This is a genomic window from Halomonas cibimaris, assembly GCF_039537045.1.
GTDB lineage: Bacteria > Pseudomonadota > Gammaproteobacteria > Pseudomonadales > Halomonadaceae > Vreelandella > Vreelandella cibimaris.
The window spans coordinates 26,843-42,156 of sequence record NZ_BAAAZT010000030.1; the positions used below are offsets into that span (position 1 = coordinate 26,843).

Below are 15,314 nucleotides of genomic sequence, written 5' to 3' on the forward strand. Positions count from 1 at the left end.
TTTACCGTCAGCGATATCAAGGAGGCCGACATGGCCATTTCCAGTTTCAACGATCTTCTCGGCGAGGCGCGCAGCCAGCCGCGCGCCCAGCGGCTTTTGCTGGTGTTTGCCAAGGCGGAGCTTCCTGACTTCCCCGACGACGAGCAGCGCCGGCGCTTTGAGCAGGGCGAGGGCGGCGTGCTGGTGCCCACGGTCTGTGCGGATAAAACGCCGGACGAGCTTGAGGACTTCAACGCGCTGCTCAAGGAAGCCGAGCAGACCGGCGCTGAATGGGACCTGTTCTTTGTCGCCGGCATGGACGATGTGCACGGCGACGAAGAAATCCAGAACCAGCTGAGCAAAATGACCGAATCGCTGCAGATGGGCAACGTCGACTCGTTTATTGCCTTCGATAAAAGCGGCGAGGCGATGAGCCTCAACGGCTGAGGTCGGGCAGGTCACGCATTTTTTAACGCGATGTCGTGTGTGAAGGTGTTGCGCCTCCGCCGAGGTTGGCCAGCTGTTCCAGCGTAATGTCGTCAAACCCAACGATTTTGCCGCCGTGGTCTTTTATAAAGGCTTCGGCGGCGTTTTTGTCAGCGAAGGGGGCCAGGGTGTGGCCCATGCTGCCGCGGCGGCTGTGGCCGAGGACGTAGACGGCCTCACGGGCGCGGATAAACGCCTCGTCAGCGGGGCTGTTCCAGTCGGTCGCTCCCATGTCGTGAACGTAGGCGTGGGAAAGTTGCGCTTCGTTTTCCGGCTGGCGCAGAAAGGTTAACAGCTCCGCGGTGGAGCAGAACTTCAGTGCGCGGGCGTCGGCGCTCATAAACGCCTCGCCCTTGGGGCCGGGGTGGGCGGCAACGGTCATGCCGCAGACGTGGCAGCTGTCGCCGGAGGCAATGGGCTCGGGGGCGGCCAGCGTTTCGGGCGCAGACTCCCCGCAGCCGGCCAGCACAAGGGCGGCGGCAAGCAGCCCGGCGAGGAAGAAAAAGCGTGATAAACGGGGCATGGGCCTCTCCTTGATAGAAAGCGTTGAGCGTTCAGGCGGCGCGGCGCTGAAAGCGCCACAGGGCAAGCCCCAGCGGCAGAGCCGCCCAGCCCAGCAGCAGAGCGGTCAGCGTTGCCGGATGAAACGCCCCGGGGGCGGCAATGGCGGTGACGCCGGCGTGCTCCCGGGCGGCGGCAAAGCCTGCCAGGTTCAAAAGCCGGAAGCACTCGGTGGGGTTTAACAGCAACAGCCAGGAAAGCCAGTCGCCGCCCTGCTTGACGCTGACCAAAAGCGCCAGCAGCGCCATGTCAAACACCAGCACGAAGAAAAACCATACCCCCAGCGCCAGCCCCGCTGCGCGCTGCTTTTCTGCCGCACCCACGCTGATCAAGTAGGCAAAGGCGATAAAGATCCAGCCCAGCAGCACGGTGCTGGCAATCAACAGTCCCATGCCGCGCGCAAGCGCCCCCAGCGCCACGCCGTCAGCGCCCAGCGCAATGGTCACCCCGGCGATGCCAAAGCCAAGCGCGGTGGCCGCACCCAAAATCAGCCCGTGGCCGCAGAATTTGCCCAGCAAAAGCGCCGAGCGGCTGACCGGATAGGTAAGCAGCAGCAGCAAGGTGCCTGCTTCGCGCTCGCCGACCACGGCATCGTAGGCCAGCAGCAAAGCGATCAGCGGAATCAAAAACACGGCCAACGTGGTCAGGCTGACCAGGGTGCTGGCAAGCGAGGTAAAGCCCAGCCCGCCGCTGGCCGCCGCCCCGGCCCAGGCAATGCCCACGGCGAGCACGGCCAGCACCAGGGTGATGGACAGCACCCAGCGGTTGCGCAGGCCGTCGCGGAACTCCTTGCCGGCGATAATCACAATGGCGTTCATGGCGTTACCCTCTGGGAAAAGTGCCGGTAAAGATCTTCAAGCGTCGGCGGCTCCACCGCGATATCGGTGACGCCCTGCAGCGCGGCGAGCCGGCGCAGGGTAGCGAGCTTGGCGCTTTCGGGCACGGCAAGCTCGGCGTGCGCGCTGTCCTGCGCCAGTACCGCGACTCCGGGCGGCTGCGCCAGCGACTGCCGGTCGGTGTCGGTAAGCCGGCCGCGTACGCGGATCACCACCGGCAGTGCGGCGTCTTTGCGCAGGTCTTGCATGCTGCCAAGGGCCAGGCGCTTGCCGCCGCCGAGCACCAGCGCGCGGTCAATGTAGGGCTCGATGCCCGGCAGAATATGCGAGGACAGCACCACACTGCCGCCCCGGCCGCGCAGCTCGTCCAGCGTGGCATAGAAGTCGCGGGTGGCCGCCGGATCCAGGCCGGTGGTGGGCTCGTCGAGCAGCACAAGCGAGGGCTCGCCCAGCAGCGCCTGGGCCAGCCCCAGCCGCTGGCGCATGCCCTTGGAGTAGGTTTTGACCCGGCGGCGGGCGGCGTGGCCAAGCCCGACCTTTTCCAGCAGAGGGGTGATCTGGCGGCGGTCGGCGCGCTTGAGCCGGGCAAAGTAGGTCAGCACCTCAACGCCGGTAAGGGCTTCATAGAAGCTGACGTTTTCCGGCAGATAGCCCAGACGCTTGCGCAGAGCGGCGGCGTGGCGGCCGTCCGGTGCATGGCCCAGCACGGTGACCGCGCCGCTGCCCGGCGAGAGCAGGCCGAGAATCAGGTGCATGGTGGTGGTCTTGCCCGCGCCGTTGTGGCCCAGCAGCGCCAGCACTTCGCCCTGGCCGGCGCTGAAGCTCAGGGCATCAAGCCGGGTCAGCGCGCCGTGATGCAGGGTCACGCGGTTAAACTCGATCACCGGTGTGGGCGCGTGGCTCATGGCGTGGTCTCCTTGGGGCCTGGGGGTGCGCTTGCGGGCCGTGCGGGGTCGGCCATCAAGGGCGCGCCGTCGCGCACGCCCTGGGGGCGAAATACTGGAAACTGACGCTGCACCCAGCGCAGGGCCAGCACGGCGGGGCTGTCCATCAGGATTCTGGCGGCGGGGTAGCGCCATAGTAGCCGGTCCATGGCATCGTTGGGCTCAAAGGCGGTGTCGCCCACGCCGTCGCCGTCCATGTCCCAGCCCAGGTAGTTGCTCCAGTAGTTGCCGTTCCACGCCTGGGTTCGGGTAGCGACGTATTTGACCTGCTGGCGGTTGTGCACAAAGGCGTTGCCGGTTACCACGTTATCTTCAGAGCCGGCGGTCAGGTGAATACCGATGTCGCTACCTTCAAGCCGGTTATTCTCAAAGCGGTTGAACTGGGCGTTGTAGACAAACAGCGCCTTGCCGTCGTTGCCGCTGATCGTCCCCGCGCCGCCCTGCTGGCGAATCCCCCGGATGTGATTGCCGCGCAGGGTGGAGTCGGTGATGTTGTTCATCAAAATGCCGTAGCGCAGGTCGTTTTGCGAGTCGTTGCCCACCACGGTGAGCCGCTTGGACTGCATCAGCGCATAGCCGGTGCGGGTGTCTTGTGTGACGTTGCCTTCCAGGCGGTTGTCGTGGGCGTACATGTAGTGCACGCCGTAGCGCAGATCCTGCATATGGTTGCCACGCAAAAGGGTGTCGCGGCTGGTGTCGATGTAGATGCCGTCGCGGGTTCGGCGGATGTCGTTGCCTTCCACGCGGACGTTTTCCACGTTGAACAGGTGCACGCCGTTGCCGCGGTCCTGAGAGCGCCGGCCGGCGTCGCCGCGGATAACGTTGTTCTTGATGACCGCGCTGTGTACGCCGTCAAGAAAAATGCCGAAGCCCGGGCCTTGGAGCCGGGCGTTTTTGACCACGCTGCCGGTGGCCTTGCGGGCGATAAAAATGCCCGCGTCCATGGCGGTCAGATCGCTGCCCCAGTTTTCTACGCCCACGCCGTCCATGACGGTCTCCGGGGCTTTGATGACCACGGCGTGGCCGTCGCCGCCGCCGTCGATCACCGCACCGCTTTTGCCGCGCAGGGTCAGCGTTTTATCCAGCACCAAAGGCGCGGGGTAGCGGCCTTCGGGCAATATAATCAGGTCACCGCCGGCGGCGTTGGCCACCAGCGGCTGAAGAGGTTGGCCCGGCGTTGCCGTCCATTCGGCGGCAAGCAGGGCAGTGCCCGGCCAGAAAACGCTGATCAGGCCGAGGCAGGCCGCCGTCAGGGCGGCCTTGAGGTGGTTCAAGGCGGCACCGTTGCCGGTGCCGCAGCTGCGTTTGCGCATAGGCGTCAGGCCTTTTCTACCAGCATGCGGCCGGTCATTTCCATGTGCATGGCGTGGCAGAACCAGTTGCAGTAGTACCAGTGCACGCCGGGCTTGTCGGCGGTAAAGGTGACGCTTGCGGTCTGCTGGGGGGAGATTTCCATCTGTACCCCGTGATTGACCATGCAAAACCCGTGGGTCAGATCCTCGACCCGGTCCAGGTTGGTGATGACCACCGTCACCTCGTCGCCCTGCTTGACCTTGAACTCGGTCATGCCGAACTGCGGGGCTACCGACGTCATGTAGACGCGCACCTTGTTGCCGTCGCGCACCACCTTGTTGTCGGCTTCCAGGTTGATGCCGTCGCTTTCGGCCATCTGGCGGGTGGTGGCAAAAAACGGATCGGTACGCGACCAGATGCGGCTGGGGTTGAGCTGGTCGGCGCGCAGCAGAATACAGTCGTGGGGCTCGGCGTAGGTCGGGCCGTCGTGGACGAGCTTCATTTCTTCGCCGGAAATGTCGATCAGCTGGTCGTTTTCCGGGTGCAGCGGGCCCACCGGCAGGAAGCGGTCCTTGGAGAACTTGGACAGCACCACCAGCCACTTGCCGTCGGCGTCCTTGGTCTCGGTCAGGCTGGCGTGGTTGTGCCCCGGCTGGTAGTGCACGTCGAGCTTCTGGCGCAGGTAGTTGACGTCTTCGCCGCTATAGGCGCGGATGGCGTCGGCGATGTTCCACTTGGCCACCTGGCTGTCGATGAACAGCGTGGTATAGGCGTTGCCGCGGCCGTCAAAGGTGGTGTGCAGCGGCCCAAGCCCCAGCTCGGGCTCGCCGACAACCGCGCCGCGAGGTTCGATGGCGTCGTCAAACAGCGCCGGCAGCTTGTCGATAGCGATGATCGAACAGGTGGGCGAGAGCTTGCCGTTGGCGATGAAGTACTTGCCGTCCGGCGAGGTGTTCACGCCGTGGGGGTTTTTCGGCACCGGAATGTAGCGGGTGAATTGGGTGCCGTGACGGCCGTTGAGCACCGGCACGTCGGAGTCGCCCAGGGTTTCGTAGTCGCCGGCCTTGACCGCGGCTTCAATGGCTTCGACGTCAAACACCACCACCCAGTCGCGCTCGGCGCGCATGGTGTCGGTAAGCGTCATGCCCATTTCCGAGTTGTAGCAGGTGGACGCCACAAAACGGCCGGTGTAGTCGGCGTCGGTGTTGTCCAGGTTGCCGTCGACGATTACCTGCCAGGCCACTTCCATGGTTTCAGCGTCGATGCCGTTGAACATGGTGGCGTACTTGTCGGGGTCTTCCAGATCCCGGCCGTCGTTGATCTGCGGGATCGGCAGCTCAGCGTTGGCAAACACGTACTTGGTGTGCGGCACTTTCTGCAGGCGCAGCCCGTGGATGGCCTGGACGTTGGGAATGGTGGTGATCTTGTCCGTCTTCATGATGTCCAGACGGATGCGCGCCACGCGGGTGTTGGCCTTGTCGTTGATGAACAGGTACTTGCCGTCGTAACTGCCGTCGGTCATGGAAACGTGCGGGTGGTGGGAGTCGCCGTTGAGAAAACGCGAAGACTCGCCCAGCACTTCCAGAGATTCGTTGGTAATCCCCCAGCCGGTGGCGCTGTCGACGTTGAATACCGGAATGCGCATCAGCTCGCGCATGGAAGGCACGCCAAGCACGCGCACTTCACCGGAGTGGCCGCCGCTCCAGAAGCCGTAGTATTCGTCGAGCTCGCCCGGGGCGACCTCAATGCCGCTTTCTTCCGCCTTGGCCTGGCGGCTGGTCATCAGCGCGCCGGTGCCAAAGCCGCTGGCAAGGCCCGCGCCGGCCACGCCGGTGACTGCGCTGTTGCGCAGAAAGTGGCGGCGGCCGAGGTTTTTCACGTCGTTGTGTTTCTCGCTCATGTGTTACTCCTGTTGCAGGGCGGGAATACGCTCTAGTTGGCTGCTTCCGGCCTTGGGGTCGTGGGTGGCAACGGCGGGCCGGTCAGCGGCCATGCGCGCTGCCTTTTCCCGACGCTTGCGCCGCTTCACCATGGGCGGGCAGCGCTGTTCATCGTGATAGGTAATCTGGCAGTCCAAACAGTAGTGGCACTCGTTGGCGTTGATATGGCCGTCGGGATGAATGGCTCCGACCTCGCATTCGTGCTCGCAGATCTGGCAGGGCGTGCCGCAGCTGCCGCGGTGGCGCTTGAGCCAGTCGAACAGGCGCAGCCGGGCGGGAATGGCAAGCCCTGCGCCCAGCGGGCACACGTAGCGGCAGTAGAATTTGTGGTTGAAGGCGGAAACCACTACCAGCCCCAGAGCGTAGGCCACAAAGGCCCAGTCGCGCTGAAAGCGCAGCGTAATAGCCGTTTTGAACGGTTCTACCTCGGCGTAGCGCTCGGCGGTGCCCAGCGAGTGCAGCGACACGGCAAAAAGCGCCAGCAAAATAATGTATTTGATCGCCCATAGGCGCTCGTGCAGGCCAAACGGCACCTCGATCTGTTTGACCTTGAGCTTGCGCGCGGCCTGGTTGACCAGATCCTGCAGCGCGCCAAACGGGCACAGCCAGCCGCAGAATACGCCCCGCCCCCAGAGCAGCAAGGTGAGCGCGACGAACGACCAGAGGATAAACATCATCGGATCGATGAGAAAAGAGCCCCAGCTGAAATCGGTGATCAGCGCGTGGGTAAAGGTCAGGATGTTGACCACCGACAGCTGCGCCAGCGCGTACCAGCCGATGAAAAACAGCGTGTAGAACTTGAAGGCGAGCCGCAGCGGATTGAGAACGCGCGGATGGCGGGCGAGCACGTCCTGGAACAGCATAATGCCGGTGAGCACCAAAAGCCCCGCGCCGAGCACGCCGATCTGAAAGGCCTTGTCGCGCCAGACCTGCACCCAGATGGGCTCTTCTACCGGCGGCTCGGGGCGTTCGACGTAGGCCTCGGGGATCGAGTAGTCGGCGTCAAAGCGGACGAATTCGGTATCCAGCGGGCCGGAGGCGCGGCGCACCAAAAGCGACAGCTGCCAGGGCGCGCCGGGGTCAAAGGCGGCGTCTTCGCGGATGATAAAGACGTCACGCTCTTTGAACGCCGGGGCGTTATCAATGGCAAGCTCTCCCAGGCGGATATGGTCGCTGTCGTGAAAGCTGATCGAGCGGCTGCCCTGGGTCAGCTCCACGCGGTCGAAAATCCCGCCGCGCACGTAGCCTGAGCCCTTGAACGAATAGTCGCCGCGCCCCATCAGCGCGACGGCGTGCTCACCGGGCTCAAGCTCTTCCATCAGCGATGCGTAACCGTCGTCGCCGAGCAGGTTGCGCCCGGCGGTAGGCGCGTTGAGGTAGGTGTAAAAAAGCTCAATGAAGGTTTTGTCCGCCGGCTGCGGGGTGTGCATGTAGTCCTCGGCCGGGGTGCCCACAAAGGCTTCGTCCACCTCGCCGTGGTTTAGATGCAAACGGCGAATCGTGCCGTCGCCGGTAAGCGCCTGCCAGTCGGCCGGCGTGTAGACGCCTTTCTTTACACGGGCGGGCGGCATGGCGGACGGGTCGGCAATCAGCGCCTGCTCGGCGGCTACCCGGCGGGCAGCGCGCATGATGGTGTCGCCGGCAACGATCACGGTGACCGTGGCCCCGGAGACGGCGTCAAGCTCGCCGCCGACCTTGAGGCGGTCGTTGACGTGCGCCCCTACGTGCGCGTCGGCAAAGTTTTCCAGCTTCGACTCGGGAATGCCCACCAGCATGATCGGCTCGTCGTGGCCGAGCACGTCGGTCTGTGCGATTTTACCCTCGGTATCGATGCCCACCAGTATATTGATGGGCTTGCCCGAGTAGGCGGGAATGGGGGCTATGTCGACGGTCTCGAAAGCATAGCCAAGCAGGGTATCGCCGCGCATCACGCGGCTGACCGGCCACTGGGAGTCAGCCGGCTCCAGCCGATTGGCCGAGGGGAACCCCGCCTCGATATCGGCCAGGTTCATGGCCTGGCTTGCGGTGGCAACAAGCGCAAGGCTCAATGCCAAAAGCCAGCAACAGACGGCGCGCAGCCGGCGGGCGGGGTAGTGCATGGGGCGCTCCTCGGCGAGAGGGTGCTAAAGGAAAAAGAACGGCTCGTCGTGCAAACGCTACAGCGTCGGTTCGAGCATATAGTCCACGGCGGCTTTGACTTCATCATCGGAAAGGGCCGGCTGGCCGCCCTTGGCCGGCATGGCCTGAAAGCCGTTGATGGCGTGGTCGTACAGGGTGTCCATGCCTTTTTCCTGGCGCGGTGCCCAGGCGTCGGCGTCGCCGCGAATCGGCGCGCCGGCCGCACCGGTCATGTGACAGGCCATGCAGGCCTGGTTGTAGGTCGCTTCGCCGTCGGCCTGGACGGCGGTGGCGGTCAGGGCGAAAGCGAAGGGCAGTAGAGCCACGGCAAGGCGTTTCATATATGTATTCCTTATGCATCTTTTGTGGTGTGTCGCATTGCCGGCACAAACGGGCAGCGCCGAACGCGTGTTCCAAGGGTAGGCAGCACCACTGCGACGAACGTTGACACAGGTCAGGTTTCCCGCGGATGTCTATCCTAAGATGGCGCGCCTGCTCCTGAAGATATACGGTGTGGCTACCCCGGGGCTGCGTGGCATTCGGCCGCACGGGTCGCACGGTCCGCGGCTGGTATATTCCGGGGGAAATCGGCGGCCACCACGCCGCGTGGTGGCCGCCAACGTAAAGACGAAAAAGGTCTGGATGTCATGCAAGACGAGCTGCTGTTTGATCGCGCACTGGTGGAAAAATACGACCGCCCGGGGCCGCGCTATACGTCCTATCCTACCGCACCGCAGTTTCACGCGGCCTTCGCCGAAGACGACTACCGCGCCGCCGCTGCGCGCAGCAACAACGCTGAATCACCCAAGCCGCTGTCGGCCTACGTGCATATCCCGTTTTGCGAAAGCCTGTGCTACTACTGCGCGTGCAACAAGATTATTACCCACAACCGCGAGCGGGCGGCGGAATATCTGGACTGGCTGAAAAATGAAATCCGCCTGCAGGGCGAGCTGTTTGACGCCTCCCGACGCATGACCCAGCTGCACCTGGGCGGCGGCACGCCGACGTATCTGAGCAACGACCAGCTGGCCGAGCTGATGGTCGCGCTCGACAACGCCTTTCACTTTGCCGCGCCACAAGAGCGCGAGTTCTCGCTGGAAGTCGATCCGCGCACCGTCACCGCCGAGCAGATTCACGAGCTGCGCGCCCTGGGCTTTAACCGCCTGAGCTTTGGCGTGCAGGATTTTGACCCGGACGTTCAGCGTGCGGTCAACCGGGTTCAGAGCGAAGAGCAGGTGGTAGGCCTGATGCAGGCGGCGCGCGATGCCGAGTACGCCTCCATCAGCGTGGATCTGATCTACGGTTTGCCGCTGCAGACGGTGGCCAGCTTCGATGCCACCCTGGACAAGATTGTGGCACTGCGCCCGGATCGCATCGCCACCTACAGCTATGCCCATCTGCCGTCGCTGTTCAAGGCGCAGCGGCTGATCCGTGACGAAGACATGCCGCCGCCGGAGCGCAAACTGGAGCTTTTGGAGCTGATTATCCAGCGGCTGATGGCGGCAGGCTATGTGTATATCGGCATGGATCATTTCGCCCTGCCCGATGACGAGCTGGCGCGCGCCCGGGACAACGGCACCCTGCAGCGTAATTTTCAGGGATACTCGACGCATGCCGACTGTGATCTGATCGGTCTTGGGGTCACCGCCATCGGTAAGGTCGACGACACCTACAGCCAGAACGTCAAGGAAACCGCCCAGTATCAGCATCGTCTGGAAAGCGGCCGGCTGCCGGTGATGCGCGGCTACCGCCTGACCGACGACGATCGCCTGCGTCGGGACGTGATCAGCACGCTGATGTGCCACGGCGAGCTTGATTTCAAGACCATCGAGGCCGACCATGGCATTGACTTCACCGAGTATTTTGCCGATGCCCTGGCATCGCTTGCACAGATGCAGGCCGACGGGCTGGTAGAGGTAGGAGAGCACCGCCTTGACGTGCTGCCGGCCGGCCAGCTGATGATGCGCAACCTGGCGATGGCCTTTGATGCCTATTTAAACCCCGCCGAGGCGCGCTATTCGCGCACGGTATAAGCGCTTTCAAGGAGTTTTTATGTCAACGTTGCCGTTTGCTGCCCGCGTGCTGCCCTCACCGGCGCGGCTGATCGCGCTGGTGGACCCGCGCGTACCGCTTGCACTCAAGCGCCGCGCGGTGGAGCCGCTGCTCAACCGCACTTTCGCCGAGCCGCTGGCCGAGGGCGAGTTCGATGCGCTCGAAGGCCGTCGGGTGACCCTTGACGTGGAAGATCTGGGCGTGCGCTTGACGCTTGCGCTCGACGACGCGCGCTTTGTTTTGAGCAAAGAGGCCGGGGAGGCCACCATACGCGGCGGCTGGCGGGAGTTTTTGTGCCTGGCGACGCGCCGGGAAGATCCGGACGCGATGTTCTTTCAGCGCCGGCTGATGATCGAAGGCGACACCGAGCTTGGGCTTACGGTGAAAAACCTTCTCGACGGCCGCGAGGAAGGCTTGAGCGAAGGGCGTCTGGGCGAGGTGCTGCGCCGCCTTGACGCCCTGGTTGCACGGTAGTAGTGCGTATCAGGCTATGCCGTATTCGCCCGGGTGTGCTCCATGCCCGGGCGGCCGTGCCAGTAGCCGTCGCAGATTTCAGCCTCGATAAGCGTAAGCGGATCCGGGGCCGCCAGCTCACCGCGCCGGGCCGCATCGAAGTCGGCTACCACCTCGTCCATGCCCTCAGCGCGCGGGCTTAAGCGCGCCACGCTTGCCCCGGATGCGGCAATAGAGGCGACGTCGTGGCGCAGATCCTGGCAGGCGCCAGACAGCGTCTGGATGCCGTTCAGGGTAAACACTTCCTTTGATTCCTGAGAGCGCAGCGCCAGGCCTTCCGGATGCTTTTGGCAGACGAACTGGCAGCGGTCCTTGGGCTTTTGGTAGCGCCGGGCGGTAAAGCAGCGCGACGACCACGCCAGCGGCAGGTGACCGTAGGCAAACACCTCGCAGGCGGCGTCCACGCCCTGTTCGCGGCTGTCCGCCAGCAGCCGGGTCAGCTCCTCGCCGGACATTTCCACCGGCGCGTTAAAGCGCGTCATCCCCGCGCGCTCCAGCACGCCGATGGCCGCGGCGTTGTACAGGTTGAGCGCCGCGCCGCCGACAAATGCAAGGCCCGCGCCGGCGCAGCGCTGCACCGCGCTCTGGTCGTTGGCCTCCACGCAAAACTCGCCGTTGTCGCACAGTTTGCGCAGATCGCGCAGGTCGGCTTCGGACTCGATCAGCGTCTGGCTGGAAAGCACCACTTCCTTGCCGCTCTGGGCAAGCTCGCGGCCGATTCCCAGCCAGTCGTCAAGCTTCATGTCCCGGCGGCGCGAGCACACCGACTCGCCGAGATAGACGATATCCACCGGCCAGTCGGCAGCGTCGCGGTAAAACTGCGCGTAGCGCTCCCGGGTCCAGTAGAACAGCACCGGCCCCAGCGCCAGGCGCAGCGGTGAATCAGAGCGATCAGCCATGTCTTCCTCCCGTTTTCAAAGAGCTATTTTTCAAAGAGCTATTTCCAGCGGCGTTCGTAGGCGCCAAGGGTGGTGGTGGAGCCCTCGGAAACCTCGCCAAGCCCTGCAATCCAGGCCGGATCGGGATGAAAGCGTCCGGGGGCGGCGTCCAGCCGATCAATCGCCGAGCGCCAGATGCCGGCGACCTTGGAGACGTAGGCCGGGCTTCTTTGACGGCCCTCGATCTTCACCGCGCTGATGCCCAGCTCGGCAAGTTCGGGCAGAAGTTCCAGGGTATTCAGGCTGGTGGGTTCTTCGATGGCGTGGTAGGTCTCGCCTTCGACTTCAAAGCGGCCCTTGCACAAAGTCGGATAGCCGGCGTTTTCGCCCGGGCCGTAGCGGTCGATAAGCACGCCGTTGAGCCGCGACTCAAGCCCTGAGTCGGTTTCTTCCCAGCGTACGTGGGCCGCCGGCGAGCACACGCCTCGGGTGTTGGGCGACTCGCCGGTGAGATACGACGACAGATAGCAGCGCCCCTCGGCCATGATGCAAAGGCTGCCAAAGGCAAACACTTCAAGCTCTATCGGCGAGTGCTTGGCCAGATCGCGCACCTGGGTAATCGACAGCACCCGGGGCAGCACCGCGCGCTTGATGCCGAACTGCTCGTGGTAGAAGCGCAGCGCTTCATGGCTGGTGGCCGAGCCCTGCACGGAAAGGTGGCGAGAAAGATCGGGATAGCGCCGGGCGGCGTAGTCCAAAAGCCCCATGTCGGCGAGAATCAGCGCGTCAACGCCAAGCGCGGCGGCGTCGTCCACCGCACGGGTCCACATGGCCCAGCCGTCGGGCTGGGGGTAGGTGTTGATCGCGCAGAACACTCGCTTGCCCCGGGCGTGGGCATAGTCGATGCCCTCACGGGCGCGCTTGTCGGTAAAGTTCAGTCCGGCAAACTGGCGTGCGTTGGTGGTGTTTTGAAAACCAAAATAAACGGCATCGGCACCTTCATCTATGGCGCGCTTGAGCGCGGGTAGATTGCCGGCCGGGCAGACAAGCTCCATGATACGTCTCCCGTTACAGGTAAGCCCGTCATGGTAAAAGAGGTCCTGCCGGAAGCGGTTGACACAGGTCATGCCCTGCAGGGAAGCGGCGCACGATATTGCAGGGTGCGCCGACACCCCGGCCTGGCCCGAAAGGCTAGAAAATCGACTCGGCGGTGCCGGAGCCCTGAGAGCCGCTGGCCTTTTCCAGCTCGCGGCTGATGCGCCGGGGCTGATAGCCGGGCAGGTGATCGGCGTCAAACAGCTCGCTGATGCCGCCGGGCTGGCCCGAACGCAGGCGCAGGCCGGTATCCGGATCGATGCGCGCCTTGACCACGCCTTCGGGCTTGTCCGGCCAGGCTTCAGGCGTGCCTTCCAGGGCACGGCCCATGAAGGCTTTCCAGATTGGCAAAGCCGCCTGGGAGCCGTATTCGGCGATGGTCTGGTTGCTGTCCTTGCCCACCCAGACGGCGGTGGCGATATTGCCGTTGAAGCCGGCAAACCAGGCGTCCCGGAGGGCGTTGGTGGAGCCGGTCTTGCCCACGATGTCGCCGCGCTCAAGGGTCAGCGCGCCGCGGCCGGTGCCGTGCTCGATCACACCGCGCAGCATATCACGCAGGATGTAGACCGCCTCAGGGTCGGCGATGCGCTGGGCAACCGTGTAGGTGCTGCCTTCGATTTCGACGCTTTGCTGATCGTCGGCGCAGTCGCGGCAGGCGACCACGGGGTCGGCTTTGTATACCTCGGTTTTGCCGCTTTTCTCATCGCGCACGATGTGCTTGATGTACCAGGGCGCGACCTTGAAGCCGCCGTTGGCAAGAATGGCATAGGCGTTGGTCATTTCCAGCGGCGTCAGGCTGGCGCTGCCCAGCGCCAGCGATAGCCCCCGGGGCAGGTGTTCCGGGTTGAAGCCGAAGCGTTCAAGAAAGTTGATGGTGTAGCCAAGCCCCATGCTCTGCAAAATGCGGATGGTAACCAGGTTGCGCGAGCGCGCCAGCGCCGGGCGCAGGCGCATGGGGCCGTTGAAGTCGCGGCTGGAGTTCACCGGCCGCCACAGCGAGTCGCTGCCGTCGTCGACGACCACCGGGGCGTCGTTGACCACGCTTGCCGCGCTCATTTCGCCGTCGTTGAGCGCTGCCAGATAAATGAACGGCTTGAAGATCGAGCCGGACTGGCGGCGGGCCTGGATGGCGCGGTTGAACTTGCTGGCGTTGAAGTCAAAGCCGCCCTGCAGCGCGATAATCGCACCGGTGCGCGGCCGCTGGGCAATCAGCGCGCCTTCGGCGTTGGGGCGCTGGGACAGGCGCAGGGCGCTGTCATCGCCGTCGATAACGCGGACCAGATCACCGCGCCGGGCAATCGCCTCGGCGCTGCCCTTGCCGGTCCATTTCAGGCCGTCCCAGCGCAGGGTGTGGATCTGTTTGTCGTCGGTGAGCACGCGCATCTCACGATCGCCGCTGCCGATCACAATGGCCGGCTTTAGCAGGCCGTAGCGCGGGGTGCGCTTGAGCACCTGGACCCAGTTGCTCACGTCGCCTTCGATGCCTTCCACCTCGGTCTGGCTGCGTTCGGCGGCCTGACGGGCGGTCTCGCGGATTTCCGGCGATTCGGCAAGCTCTTCTTCAAGGCCTTGGGTGGCGGTGTTTTCCTGGGCTTCGACCAGGCTTGCGGGAATGTCGCGCTGCTCCGGGCCGCGAAAGCCGTGGCGGCGGTCGTAGGCCAGAAGGCCGCGGGCCAGCGATTGGCGCGCTACCGGCTGCAGCTCGCTGTCGATGGTGGTGTATATATGGTAGCCGCCGGTGTAGGCGGCGTCACCAAACTGCTCAATGGCGAACTGCCGCGCCATCTCTGCGACGTAGGCGGCCTCTACCTCCGTTTGCGTTTCGTAGCGCTGGGCGGTGATGGGCGACTGTACGGCCTTTTGGTAGGCCTGCGGGTCGATAAAGCCCAGCTCGCGCATGCGAAACAAAATCCAGTTGCGCCGAATCAGCGAACGCTCAGGGTTGGACAGCGGGTTGAACGCCGAGGGTGCCTTGGGCAGCCCGGCAATCATCGCCGATTCGGCAAGCGTCAGCTCGGCCAGCGGGCGGTCGTAATAGGTCTTGGACGCGGCGGCCACGCCGTAGGCGCGGTGGCCCAGAAAGATCTTGTTGACGTAGAGAGACAGGATTTCCTGTTTGTCGAGCACCTGCTCCATCTGCAGGGCGAGCAGTATCTCGCGAATCTTGCGGGTAAAGGTTTGATCCAGCGTCAGCAGGTAGTTGCGTGCCACCTGCATGGTAATGGTGGAGCCGCCGGACTGGATGTCGCCGCCGCTGCGGGCAAGCTCCACCGCCGCGCGCAAAAGCCCCCGGGGGTCGACGCCGGGGTGCTCAAAGTAGTGCTGATCCTCCGCGGCGACCAGGGCGTTGATCAGCGGCTGAGGGATGTCTGAATAGGCCACGGGAATGCGCCGTTCTTCGCCGTACTCGCCGATGAGCTGGCCGTCCCGGGTGTAGATGCGCAGCGGCGTGTGGAGATCGAAGTCCTCCAGCTGGCGCACGTCGGGAAGGCCGGGGGCAAAATACAGAGCGGCACCGATCGTTGCCAGCGCCACGGCTCCCGCCAGGGCGGTGAGTATGCCGATCAGAGAAAGCGCAAGAGTGCGAAAAAACGTCATGGAAACAGGGTACCCGTGAAA

Annotated in this window: 13 protein-coding genes; 3 read left to right on the forward strand and 10 right to left on the reverse strand. The window is 64.2% G+C overall.

The window, feature by feature from the left end; all coding sequences use genetic code 11:
* Positions 1 to 30 precede the first annotated feature (30 nt).
* Positions 31 to 426 carry a ribonucleotide reductase subunit alpha gene (locus ABD654_RS04090; protein ID WP_344702523.1) on the forward strand — a complete coding sequence of 132 codons (396 nt, stop codon included), beginning with the start codon at positions 31 to 33 and terminating at the stop codon, positions 424 to 426.
* A gap of 22 nt (positions 427 to 448) precedes the next feature.
* Here ABD654_RS04090 and ABD654_RS04095 read toward each other — a convergent pair whose 3' ends face one another.
* Genes ABD654_RS04095 through ABD654_RS04125 form a run of 7 tightly spaced genes read right to left on the reverse strand, consistent with a single transcriptional unit; the run spans position 449 to position 8,498 of the window.
* Complete coding sequence (locus ABD654_RS04095) at positions 449 to 988, reverse strand: nitrous oxide reductase accessory protein NosL (protein WP_344702524.1); 540 nt, start codon at positions 986 to 988, stop codon at positions 449 to 451.
* Positions 989 to 1,019: 31 nt separating this feature from the next.
* Complete coding sequence (locus tag ABD654_RS04100; protein ID WP_344702526.1) at positions 1,020 to 1,844, reverse strand: ABC transporter permease subunit; 825 nt, start codon at positions 1,842 to 1,844, stop codon at positions 1,020 to 1,022.
* A complete protein-coding gene (locus ABD654_RS04105) occupies positions 1,841 to 2,767 on the reverse strand; it encodes an ABC transporter ATP-binding protein (protein WP_344702528.1) in 927 nt (308 codons plus the stop codon). The genes ABD654_RS04100 and ABD654_RS04105 overlap by 4 nt, the downstream gene beginning before the upstream one ends.
* Entirely contained in the window at positions 2,764 to 4,119 is a 1,356-nt protein-coding gene (locus ABD654_RS04110; protein WP_344702530.1) for a nitrous oxide reductase family maturation protein NosD, read from the reverse strand. The genes ABD654_RS04105 and ABD654_RS04110 overlap by 4 nt, the downstream gene beginning before the upstream one ends.
* Positions 4,120 to 4,124: 5 nt before the next feature.
* The gene (gene nosZ, locus ABD654_RS04115) at positions 4,125 to 5,999 is read right to left on the reverse strand and encodes a TAT-dependent nitrous-oxide reductase (protein WP_344702532.1); all 1,875 of its coding nucleotides are present in this window, start codon (positions 5,997 to 5,999) and stop codon (positions 4,125 to 4,127) included.
* 3 nt (positions 6,000 to 6,002) lie between these two features.
* Complete coding sequence (gene nosR, locus ABD654_RS04120) at positions 6,003 to 8,138, reverse strand: transcriptional regulator NosR (RefSeq protein ID WP_344702534.1); 2,136 nt, start codon at positions 8,136 to 8,138, stop codon at positions 6,003 to 6,005.
* A gap of 57 nt (positions 8,139 to 8,195) precedes the next feature.
* A complete protein-coding gene (locus ABD654_RS04125) occupies positions 8,196 to 8,498 on the reverse strand; it encodes a c-type cytochrome (protein WP_344702536.1) in 303 nt (100 codons plus the stop codon).
* 306 nt (positions 8,499 to 8,804) lie between these two features.
* On the opposite strand from ABD654_RS04125, the gene hemN reads away from it, so the two are divergent.
* The gene (gene hemN, locus ABD654_RS04130; protein WP_344702538.1) at positions 8,805 to 10,190 is read left to right on the forward strand and encodes an oxygen-independent coproporphyrinogen III oxidase; all 1,386 of its coding nucleotides are present in this window, start codon (positions 8,805 to 8,807) and stop codon (positions 10,188 to 10,190) included.
* A 19-nt stretch (positions 10,191 to 10,209) separates the two neighbouring features.
* Complete coding sequence (gene ubiT, locus ABD654_RS04135) at positions 10,210 to 10,683, forward strand: ubiquinone anaerobic biosynthesis accessory factor UbiT (RefSeq protein ID WP_344702540.1); 474 nt, start codon at positions 10,210 to 10,212, stop codon at positions 10,681 to 10,683.
* 14 nt (positions 10,684 to 10,697) lie between these two features.
* On the opposite strand, the gene ABD654_RS04140 is transcribed toward ubiT, so the two are convergent.
* The 3 genes from ABD654_RS04140 to ABD654_RS04150 all read right to left on the reverse strand — a co-directional run bounded on the left by ABD654_RS04140 (position 10,698) and on the right by ABD654_RS04150 (position 15,293).
* Positions 10,698 to 11,621, reverse strand: a complete 924-nt coding sequence (locus ABD654_RS04140) for a U32 family peptidase (RefSeq protein WP_344702542.1) — start codon at positions 11,619 to 11,621, stop codon at positions 10,698 to 10,700.
* Between the two features lie 38 nt (positions 11,622 to 11,659).
* On the reverse strand, positions 11,660 to 12,655 hold the full coding sequence (gene ubiU, locus ABD654_RS04145; protein WP_344702544.1) for a ubiquinone anaerobic biosynthesis protein UbiU: 996 nt from the start codon (positions 12,653 to 12,655) through the stop codon (positions 11,660 to 11,662).
* A 136-nt stretch (positions 12,656 to 12,791) separates the two neighbouring features.
* The gene (locus ABD654_RS04150) at positions 12,792 to 15,293 is read right to left on the reverse strand and encodes a penicillin-binding protein 1A (RefSeq protein WP_344702546.1); all 2,502 of its coding nucleotides are present in this window, start codon (positions 15,291 to 15,293) and stop codon (positions 12,792 to 12,794) included.
* Positions 15,294 to 15,314 lie beyond the last annotated feature (21 nt).

Excerpts from the sequence above, each read along its gene's own strand:
- ABD654_RS04090 (WP_344702523.1), top strand. The coding sequence starts at position 31 with ATGGCCATTTCCAGTTTCAACGATCTTCTCGGCGAGGCGCGCAGCCAG.
- ABD654_RS04095 (WP_344702524.1), bottom strand. The coding sequence starts at position 988 with ATGCCCCGTTTATCACGCTTTTTCTTCCTCGCCGGGCTGCTTGCCGCC.
- ABD654_RS04100 (WP_344702526.1), bottom strand. The coding sequence starts at position 1,844 with ATGAACGCCATTGTGATTATCGCCGGCAAGGAGTTCCGCGACGGCCTG.
- ABD654_RS04105 (WP_344702528.1), bottom strand. The coding sequence starts at position 2,767 with ATGAGCCACGCGCCCACACCGGTGATCGAGTTTAACCGCGTGACCCTG.
- ABD654_RS04110 (WP_344702530.1), bottom strand. The coding sequence starts at position 4,119 with ATGCGCAAACGCAGCTGCGGCACCGGCAACGGTGCCGCCTTGAACCAC.
- nosZ (WP_344702532.1), bottom strand. The coding sequence starts at position 5,999 with ATGAGCGAGAAACACAACGACGTGAAAAACCTCGGCCGCCGCCACTTT.
- nosR (WP_344702534.1), bottom strand. The coding sequence starts at position 8,138 with ATGCACTACCCCGCCCGCCGGCTGCGCGCCGTCTGTTGCTGGCTTTTG.
- ABD654_RS04125 (WP_344702536.1), bottom strand. The coding sequence starts at position 8,498 with ATGAAACGCCTTGCCGTGGCTCTACTGCCCTTCGCTTTCGCCCTGACC.
- hemN (WP_344702538.1), top strand. The coding sequence starts at position 8,805 with ATGCAAGACGAGCTGCTGTTTGATCGCGCACTGGTGGAAAAATACGAC.
- ubiT (WP_344702540.1), top strand. The coding sequence starts at position 10,210 with ATGTCAACGTTGCCGTTTGCTGCCCGCGTGCTGCCCTCACCGGCGCGG.
- ABD654_RS04140 (WP_344702542.1), bottom strand. The coding sequence starts at position 11,621 with ATGGCTGATCGCTCTGATTCACCGCTGCGCCTGGCGCTGGGGCCGGTG.
- ubiU (WP_344702544.1), bottom strand. The coding sequence starts at position 12,655 with ATGGAGCTTGTCTGCCCGGCCGGCAATCTACCCGCGCTCAAGCGCGCC.
- ABD654_RS04150 (WP_344702546.1), bottom strand. The coding sequence starts at position 15,293 with ATGACGTTTTTTCGCACTCTTGCGCTTTCTCTGATCGGCATACTCACC.